Here is an 8654-nt window from a genome sequence, read left to right as displayed (position 1 = left end):
CGGCGTGCGTCGTCTCGAAGCGATGACGGGCGACACCGCGCGGCGCCATCTTGCCAATGAGAGCCGCAAATTGCGCGAGATCGCAGGGTTGTTGAAAACGCCCGTCGATGAGGCGCCCGAGCGCCTCTCGGCACTGCTCGACGATCGCCGCAAGCTTGAACGCGACCTGCAGGAAGCGCGCCGCAAACTGGCCATGGGCGGTGGAGCGAGTGAGGGCGACCCGGTGCGCAACGTCAACGGCGTCAAGCTGATGGCGCGGGCTGTGACCGGCGTGGAAATGAAGGACCTGAAGGCACTGGCCGACGAAGGCAAGAAGCGTCTCGGCTCCGGCGTCGTCGCCATTATCGGCGTGGCGGATGACGGCAAGGCCGGCATCGTCGTCGGCGTCACCGAAGACCTGACGGCGACGGTCGACGCGGTCGCCCTGGTGCGCGTGGGCGCCGAAAAACTCGGCGGCAAGGGTGGCGGCGGCCGGCGCGACATGGCGCAGGCGGGCGGACCCGACGGCGCCCAGGCCGAGGCGGCTCTGGCGGCGGTCGAAGCCGCGCTCGCGGCGGGTTAGGTTCGTCGAACGGTCATCCGCGGCCGACGCTCCAAGGGGCGGCGCCGCGGATCAATCGTGGTCCGGATGCTGCCGTGATTTCATCCGGGCCAAGTCCTCCGGCGTCGCGACGTCCTCGGTCGTGGCGCCGCGCAGGGTGTGCAGGATGGCAAAGGCCGGCAGCCTGCTCTCGATGCCCCATTGCACCTCCGGCGTGACCCGCGCGGGTTCGTCGAGGCTGCCGATCGAGACGTTGATGCGATCCTGGCCGACGTATTGAAACGTCAGCGGCGTGCCGCAATCGCGGCAGAACCCGCGTTCCACCGCCTCCGAGCTCTTGAAGATGCCGGGCTCGCCGCGGGTCCACACGAGATCGCCCATCGGCACCCCGGTCAGTGCGGAGAAGTAATTGCCGAACGCCTTCTGGCACATCCGGCAATGGCAGATGCTGGCCTCGGTTGGCTCGGATTTCAGCGCGTATCGGACCGCGCCGCATTGGCAGCCGCCGGTCATGACAGTTTCACGTGCAGGGGAAGACATCCGGGTCTCCTCATCGGGGAATAGCGAGCTGGTGCAGGCAGGTTCATAACTGGCATAGGAAAGATTGTTTCCAGAAATTGCAACCAGGAGGATTGCGGAAAGACAGTGCCGCTCGGTCGCCAACGTCGCTACCGCAAGGCAATGATTTTTATTTTAGCCATAGAAACCTAGACTCTCTGCGGGACTCGTGTTGCTAATCGATCCGCGGCAGACAAACTCAACGGCAACCTGGGGTCAATCCATGGCTACCATCCGAGGAACTTCTTCGCGCGATCGCCTGTTCGGGACCGGGGCAGACGACATCATCGACGGCCTCGGTGAACGGGATCTCCTCTTCGGTTATGCCGGCAACGATATCCTGAACGGCGGCAACGCCTCCGACCAGCTGTTTGGCGGGACCGGGGATGACATCCTCGATGGCGGGACGGCGATCGATTTTCTGGACGGCGGCAGCGGCAACGATCGGCTCTTCGGCGGCGACGGGAACGACCTCCTCTCCGGCGCTGCCGGAAAAGACACCCTCGATGGCGGCGCCGGCAGCGATTTCATGTATGGCGGCCAAGGCGACGACACCTTCCGGCATTACTTCAACGAGCTCATCGGCTCCCAGCGCGACTTCATGAACGGCGGCGGCGGCCGCGACTTCGCGGCTTTCAGGGACGGCCTGGGCCAGACCGCCAGCAACCTGACGATCTCGGCGACCCGCAACAACAATGTCATGGTGGCAAACGGCATCGACACTGTCGAAGCCAAGAGCATCGAACACCTGTTCTTTGAGCCGTCCTACGCCCAAAGCCGAACGATCACGATCGGCAATCTTTTCCGGACCGATCTTGCGACCGGCCTGATCGAGATCGCCGGCTTGAATGATACGGTCGATGCATCGGCGACCTTCACGCGGATCCTGTATCGGGCCGTCGGCGGCGTGAACGACGTCACGGCTGGATTCAACGGGGCCGACATGGCGCAGTTCGTCGTGCCGAAGACCAATTTCGGGTCCGTCTGGACCGTCATGGCCGAGGCCGTGAAGGGAAGCACGAGCCGCGAGCTCCACGTGCGCGAACTGACCGGGAACGGCACGCAGGATACGACCCTGCACCGCTTCGAGAGCATCTTCTTTCGCCTGGGAAATGGCGACCATACACTCACCATCGGCGACCTGACCGGGACGGCGTTCCCCGGGCTGATCGAGATTCATCTCGGTGACGGCCACAACATCATCGATGCCGGCGCGACCCACAATCGGCTCCGCATCGTGACCGGCAGCGGGAGCAACCAGGTCGTGGCCGGATCCGCCAACGACGAGATCATCGGGACGTCCGGCGCAGATAACTTCCATGGCGGAGGCGGGAACGACTACGTGGCCGGCTTCGACGGCAACGATTTTCTTTTTGGCGACGCCGGGGGCGATGTTCTTTTCGGCGGGGAAGGGAATGACGCGCTCGATGGAGGATCAGGTCGCGATTGGATCAGGGGCCTCGCCGGCGACGATACGTATACCGGGGGCGCCGACGTGGATTTGTTCCAGGTTCACTTTGAGGAAGGGCGCGATACCTTCGTGGATTTCCGCCACGGCGAGGATGTGGTCGATCTGCAATCGATCCTTGTCCTGAATTCGTTCTCTGATGTCGCCGCCCGCATGTCCCAGTCGGGAACCGACGTGTGGCTCGATCTCGGCGGCGGACACGGCATCGTCTTCCAGAATTCGCTGCTGTTCAATTTCAGCGAAGCCGATTTCCGCCTGTAGCGGAGACGGTCGGCGCTCCAACGCCCTCGGATTTACGTCGGCCGGAGTTGTTTCGGAACCGAAAAGCCGGCGGGCGCTTTATCGGATCGACGGGGGCTTCCTTTGCTAGGAGATGCGCCATGAAAACTGCGCTTGCCGTCGTCGCAATGGTGGGAGGCTGGACGCTTGCCGGCGCGTTCCTGACCCCGGCCGCCGCATTCTTCGGGCCGGATGCACGCATGACCGATAACACGCTCGTGGCGCAGACCCGGTGGGTTTGCGATCGGCGCGGCAATTGCACATGGCGCGGTTCCAGCCGGCGCACGTTCTATTATGGCCCCGGCAACTGGCGTCATTGCGAATATCGGTGGCGGACGGGGCGTCGCGGGCCGTATCGCGAGCGTTTGTGCTGGTGAGCGCCAAAACAAAAACGCCATGGCGGGAACATGTCCGGCCATGGCGTTGAAGAGACGATGAACGAGGGCCTTAGGCGGCCATCGCCTTCTTGAGGTTCTCGTCGATCTTGTCGAGGAAGCCTGTGGTGGAGAGCCACTTCTGCTCGGCGCCCACGAGAAGCGCGAGGTCCTTGGTCATGTACCCGGCCTCGACCGTGTCGACGCAGACCTTCTCCAGGGTGTTGGCGAATTTCGCGAGCTCGGCATTGTTGTCGAGCTTGGCCCGATGGGCGAGGCCGCGGGTCCAGGCATAGATCGACGCGATCGAATTGGTCGACGTTTCCTTGCCCTTCTGGTGCTCGCGGTAGTGACGCGTCACGGTGCCGTGGGCGGCTTCCGCCTCGACGGTCTTGCCGTCCGGCGTCATCAGGACCGAGGTCATCAGCCCGAGCGAGCCGAAGCCCTGCGCCACGGTGTCGGATTGCACGTCGCCGTCATAGTTCTTGCACGCCCACACATAACCGCCCGACCACTTGAGGGCCGAGGCCACCATGTCGTCGATGAGGCGGTGTTCGTAGGTGATGCCGGCAGCGATGAACTTGTCCTTGAACTCGGCGTCGTAGATCTCCTGGAAGATATCCTTGAAGCGGCCGTCATAGACCTTGAGGATGGTGTTCTTCGTGGAGAGATAGACCGGGTATTTGCGGTTCAGGCCGTAATTCAGCGAGGCGCGCGCGAAATCGCGGATCGACTCGTCGAGGTTGTACATGCCCATGGCCACGCCGGCCTCCGGGAACTGGAACACTTCCTTCTCGATGACGGTGCCGTCCTTGCCTTCGAACTTCATCGTCAGGCGGCCCGGGCCCGGTACCTTGAAGTCGGTTGCCTTGTATTGGTCGCCGAACGCGTGACGGCCGACGATGATCGGCTGGGTCCAGCCGGGCACGAGGCGCGGCACGTTCTTGCAGATGATCGGCTCGCGGAAGATCACGCCGCCGAGGATGTTGCGGATCGTGCCGTTGGGCGATTTCCACATCTGCTTGAGGTTGAATTCCTTCACGCGATCTTCGTCCGGCGTAATCGTGGCGCATTTCACGCCGACGCCGTATTTCTTGATCGCTTCCGCCGCATCGACCGTGACCTGGTCGGCGGTGGCGTCGCGGTTCTCGACGCCGAGATCGTAATATTTCAGGTCGATGTCGAGATAGGGGTGGATCAGCTTCTCTTTGATGAAGTGCCAAATGATGCGGGTCATCTCGTCGCCGTCGAGTTCGACGACCGGATTGGCAACCTTGATCTTCGCCATGATCTCACCTTGCGTTTGAAAAGGATCGAACCCGCCGGACGGCGGGTTGCATGGCGCGGGCTATAGCGCGGCTCAGGCGTGGGGGGAAGCGGTCTTGCGATAACAATTGCCGCCGTCCCTGCTCGTCCGGGCGAGCTCGGGTCGATGACCTCAGTCGAACCGCAGCTTGTCGAGGAGATGCGAGGACCGGAGCCCCGCCCACGGAACCTCCCGGGGCGATCCGCTGAACGGGACATGCTCATCCATCGCGAGCCAGACGAAGATGAGCGCCATGACGAGAAACACGCCGAGCAGCCGCCAGGAGCGGCTCGGCCGCGGCCGGCTCGTCAAGATTCTGTCGCGCCACTGATACGTCATCGCCATTCGATTCCAGAAATGCCGGCGATAACTAACGTAATTTCATTGCAAAACAATGGGGGCAGGCGACTTTTTGTGCGCGTGTTCCCGCGGGCGACCAATCCACCACCGCTACGCTTCGTGTGCCCGCGCACCGCCGTTTGCGAAGAAATGTTATGAATAACGTTCGCACAGACGTTCTGGAGGGTCGCCCCGGAGCGTGGCTGTGGTAACAACATTCCGTTAGGTCCGGTAATCGCCGGGCCGTCAAACAGGGAAGTGAAATGCGCATCGCAATCATCATCGGGGCCACGGCGCTGGCTCTCGCGGGTTGTCAAACGGCTGAACAATCCATGGCCAACGCCGAATCCGTTTGCCTCGAAACGGGGCTGAAACCCGGCACCAGGGCCTATGCCCGCTGCCAGAACGCCGGCTACCGCAACAACGTGGCCCAGTCCAATGCGGCAGCCAACCAGGCGGTCGCCGGCGCCGCCGTCGGTGTCATCGGCGGCGCCGTGATCGGAGCCGCGGCGGCCCGCCCGTCATATTATTGCGGCTGGGGCTGCTGGTAGAAGCCTGCGGCGGATCGCGGACTGACGGGCCTCCCAGGAATGACCCCTCGGGAGGCCTTTTCTTTGAGCGGACTCAAGACGATTGGCCGAGGCGTTTTGGCGGCGTAAAGAAAACGGCCCCGGCGCCCCGTCGGAACATCGGTTTGTCCAGTCCTGACATGAAGCATCCCGTCATCATCCTCGTCGAGCCGCAGCTGGCTGAAAACATCGGCATGGTGGCGCGCGCCATGGCGAACTTCGGCCTGAGCGAACTTCGCCTCGTATCGCCGCGCAACGGCTGGCCGAAGAAAGGCGCGCATTCAGCCGCTTCGGGCGCGACCCATGTGCTGGAGCACGCGAAGCTGTTCGAAACGGCCCGCGAGGCCATCGCCGACCTTCATTATGTGTTCGCCACCACCGCGCGCGAGCGGGGCCAGATGAAGCGGGTCCTCGGTCCCGATGCGGCCATGGGCGAGGCGCAGAGCCGGCTGGGGGAGGGGCAGGGCGTCGGCATCCTGTTCGGTCGCGAGCGGACCGGATTGGAGAACGACGAGATCTCGCTCGCCGACGCCATCGTCACCTTCCCGGTCGATGGGCAATTCTCCTCGCTCAACCTGGCCCAGGCCGTGCTGCTGGTGGCCTATGAGTGGCGGAAGCTCGCCGGCGCCGCGCTGCCGTTTTCCGGCGAACGGCGCTCGCCACCGGCGCCGCGCCACATGGTGGTGTCGTTCTTCGAATATCTGGAAACCGAGTTGGAGGCGGTGAATTTCTACCCGCCGGACAAGCAGCCGATCATGGCGCGCAACATGCGCGATGTCTTCCACCGCCTGGAATTGACCGAACAGGATGTCAGGACCCTTCGTGGGGCGATTCGTGCCCTTGCGGAGGGACGGCGATTGAGAAAGCCTTAAAGAACTTCGGTTTATAGGAAAGAAGCGCAAACCTGCGCTTCGTCTTCGACTCGAGATCATTCATGCGCGGCTCGCTCATCGCCCTTTGTCTTGGCTCGTGTTTTGCCGCCAGTCTGGCGCAGGCGGCATCCCCGCCGAAACAACCGGAAAGCGGGCCTGGCGGATCCGACTACAAGCGAGCCGAAGTGACGAAGCGCGGTATCGGCACGGCAAGCGCCGGAACCTTCGTGTTCCATGCCGCCGGTGCCGCGGCCGAGCCCCGGCCAGTCGTGGTGTTTCTCCATTCGTGGGGCGCGGTGAACCCGGCTCTTTACGGCGGCTGGATCGAGCATCTGGCGCGCAAGGGGAACCTCGTCCTCTATCCCCGTTTTCAGGATGTGAACAAGTCGCGGCCCGCGGACGCCTCGGCGCTGGCGGCGAGCCTCATCAAGACCTCCCTCGAGGCCTTGGCGAACGACGCGGACGCCCGGCCCGACGTCAATCGCGTCGCCTATATCGGCCATCTCGCCGGCGTGCCGATCGCCCTCAACCTCGCGGCAAGCGCGGTCGCCTACGAGATCCCGGCGCCGAAGTTGATTTTCGGGCTGATGCCGGGCGGCATCACCACGAGCGAGAAGGAGCGGGGTATCCTCCTGCAGGACATCTCCACCATCGCACCCGACACCCTGCTCATCACCATGAGCGGCGACCGCGACCACCTTCCGGGCGACCGCGCTTCTCGCAAGATCCTGAAGGATGCGACCAGCATCCCTGCAAGCCGCAAGCTCTTCATGCGCGCGGGTTCCGACGACCACGGCTTTCCGGCCCTCACCGCGACACTGACCGCGCCCGGCTCGCCCCAGCCCGATTACGACATCCGGGCGATCAAGCTGCCGCCGGACCCGCCGCGCGATCCCAAGGTGCGCAACACCTGGCGCTGGAGCGCCGACATGTCCCTGTCCGGCCAGCAGACGATCCTGACCCAGCAGCTCGGCAATAACGGTATCGATACCCTCGATTATCTCGCCTTCTGGAAAACCTTCGACATGGCGGCGGATGCGGCTTTCACCGGCAAGGATGCGGCCTTCCTGCGGCGCGACCCGAAATTCGTCGATATGGGCTCGTGGAGCGACGGCTGGCCCGTGCGCCGCCTCTCGGCCGACATGCCGAAGGTGGAGGGGCAGGACGACAAGCCGGAGCGCGGGCCGCGCCGGCGGCTGAACCTCGCGCCGGCGGAGACCAAACAGACACTGTCGCAGAATGTGAATACCCGGTCGTAAAGACCGGAGATGACGGTTGGGGGCGTTCTACATGCTGGTCGATCTTCTTGCCGGAACTGCCTATAACCCGGCTGTCATGCCGTCTCCCGTTCCCACCATCCTCGTCTTCGATTCCGGTCTTGGCGGATTGACCGTCTTCTCCGAAGTGCTGAAGGCGCGGCCGGATGCCCGTTTCGTCTACGCCGCCGACGACGCGGCGTTTCCCTATGGCCGGCTGAGCGAGGACGCGCTGGTGGCGCGGGTTCTCGCGGTGATGGAGCGCCTCATCGCGATCCACGATCCGACTCTGGTGGTGATCGCCTGCAATACCGCCTCGACCCTGGTGCTTCCCCGGCTGCGGGAGCGCTTTTCAATCCCGTTCGTCGGCACCGTTCCGGCCATCAAGCCGGCGGCGCTTGCGACGCGCTCCGGTTACGTGACGGTGCTGGCGACGCCCGGCACCGTGGCGCGGGATTACACGCGCGACCTCATCGAGACCTACGCTGCCGGCTGCCGGGTCAATCTGGTCGGCTCGACGCGTCTTGCGGGCTTCGCCGAGGCGGAACTGACGGGCGAACCGGTATCGGATGAGGATCTCATCGCCGAGATCGCGCCATGCTTCGTCGCGGAGGCGGCCGGCCGCACCGACGTGGTGGCGCTCGCCTGCACCCATTACCCGCTCCTCCTCCCACGCCTTATCGCGCTCGCGCCGTGGCCGGTGACCTGGATCGATCCTGCCCCCGCCATTGCGCGGCGGGTGGTGCAATTGCTCGGCGGTCCGGTCGTCGGGCACGAGGCCGGCGAGGATGACGAGGCACTGGCGGTCTTCACGGATGGCGGCCGCCTTGGCGCCAAGCTGCGCCACGCCTTGCGGGAAACCGGCCTGCCCCGGATCGGCGTTGAGGGAATGCCGCTGCGGGGGTAGTCGTCCGCTGGACGTTCGAGTGACTCAAATCACCTCATCCTGAGGAGCCGCATAGCGGCGTCTCGAAGGATCTCCAGCTGGCACTGGAGACGCCTCGTGCTTCGAGACAGGCCTGCGGCCTTCCTCAGCATGAGGCTAGGGGCTGCATTGCCCTCGGGTTCTAATTGACTTTTCCCCCCGATCCC

The 8654-nt window shown here is 64.1% G+C and carries 10 protein-coding genes; 7 read left to right on the top strand and 3 right to left on the bottom strand.

Annotation, left to right across the window (positions count from 1 at the left end):
• On the top strand, positions 1–562 hold a 562-nt coding region (locus FEZ63_RS13070; protein ID WP_244622789.1), incomplete at its 5' end, for a DHHA1 domain-containing protein.
• A gap of 51 nt (positions 563–613) precedes the next feature.
• On the opposite strand, the gene FEZ63_RS13065 is transcribed toward FEZ63_RS13070, so the two are convergent.
• Complete coding sequence (locus FEZ63_RS13065) at positions 614–1081, bottom strand: GFA family protein (protein WP_201274167.1); 468 nt, start codon at positions 1079–1081, stop codon at positions 614–616.
• A 241-nt stretch (positions 1082–1322) separates the two neighbouring features.
• Between FEZ63_RS13065 and FEZ63_RS13060 the strand changes: the two genes are divergently transcribed.
• Both FEZ63_RS13060 and FEZ63_RS13055 read left to right on the top strand, forming a co-directional pair.
• Positions 1323–2828 carry a calcium-binding protein gene (locus FEZ63_RS13060; RefSeq protein ID WP_150945109.1) on the top strand — a complete coding sequence of 502 codons (1506 nt, stop codon included), beginning with the start codon at positions 1323–1325 and terminating at the stop codon, positions 2826–2828.
• A 119-nt stretch (positions 2829–2947) separates the two neighbouring features.
• Positions 2948–3223, top strand: a complete 276-nt coding sequence (locus FEZ63_RS13055) for a hypothetical protein (protein WP_150945107.1) — start codon at positions 2948–2950, stop codon at positions 3221–3223.
• A 70-nt stretch (positions 3224–3293) separates the two neighbouring features.
• Here FEZ63_RS13055 and FEZ63_RS13050 read toward each other — a convergent pair whose 3' ends face one another.
• The gene (locus tag FEZ63_RS13050) at positions 3294–4508 is read right to left on the bottom strand and encodes an NADP-dependent isocitrate dehydrogenase (protein ID WP_150945105.1); all 1215 of its coding nucleotides are present in this window, start codon (positions 4506–4508) and stop codon (positions 3294–3296) included.
• 150 nt (positions 4509–4658) lie between these two features.
• Positions 4659–4865, bottom strand: coding sequence for a hypothetical protein (locus FEZ63_RS13045; protein ID WP_150945103.1), 207 nt, complete (start codon positions 4863–4865; stop codon positions 4659–4661).
• Between the two features lie 263 nt (positions 4866–5128).
• On the opposite strand from FEZ63_RS13045, the gene FEZ63_RS13040 reads away from it, so the two are divergent.
• The 4 genes from FEZ63_RS13040 to murI all read left to right on the top strand — a co-directional run bounded on the left by FEZ63_RS13040 (position 5129) and on the right by murI (position 8469).
• Positions 5129–5416 carry a hypothetical protein gene (locus tag FEZ63_RS13040; protein ID WP_150945100.1) on the top strand — a complete coding sequence of 96 codons (288 nt, stop codon included), beginning with the start codon at positions 5129–5131 and terminating at the stop codon, positions 5414–5416.
• Positions 5417–5574: 158 nt separating this feature from the next.
• Positions 5575–6306 carry an RNA methyltransferase gene (locus tag FEZ63_RS13035; protein WP_150945098.1) on the top strand — a complete coding sequence of 244 codons (732 nt, stop codon included), beginning with the start codon at positions 5575–5577 and terminating at the stop codon, positions 6304–6306.
• Positions 6307–6368: 62 nt separating this feature from the next.
• Positions 6369–7565: a dienelactone hydrolase family protein gene (locus tag FEZ63_RS13030; RefSeq protein WP_201274166.1), complete on the top strand. Its 1197-nt coding sequence runs from the start codon at positions 6369–6371 to the stop codon at positions 7563–7565.
• Between the two features lie 31 nt (positions 7566–7596).
• Positions 7597–8469 (top strand): glutamate racemase, encoded by an 873-nt coding sequence (murI, locus tag FEZ63_RS13025; RefSeq protein WP_150945111.1) that lies wholly within the window; start codon positions 7597–7599, stop codon positions 8467–8469.
• Positions 8470–8654: the final 185 nt, after the last annotated feature.

Origin of the sequence: Microvirga brassicacearum (genome assembly GCF_008757455.1) — a bacterium.
Lineage (GTDB): Bacteria > Pseudomonadota > Alphaproteobacteria > Rhizobiales > Beijerinckiaceae > Microvirga > Microvirga brassicacearum.
The sequence above is the reverse complement of the archived record's forward strand: the minus strand, read 5'-3'. Positions and strand labels throughout refer to the sequence as shown.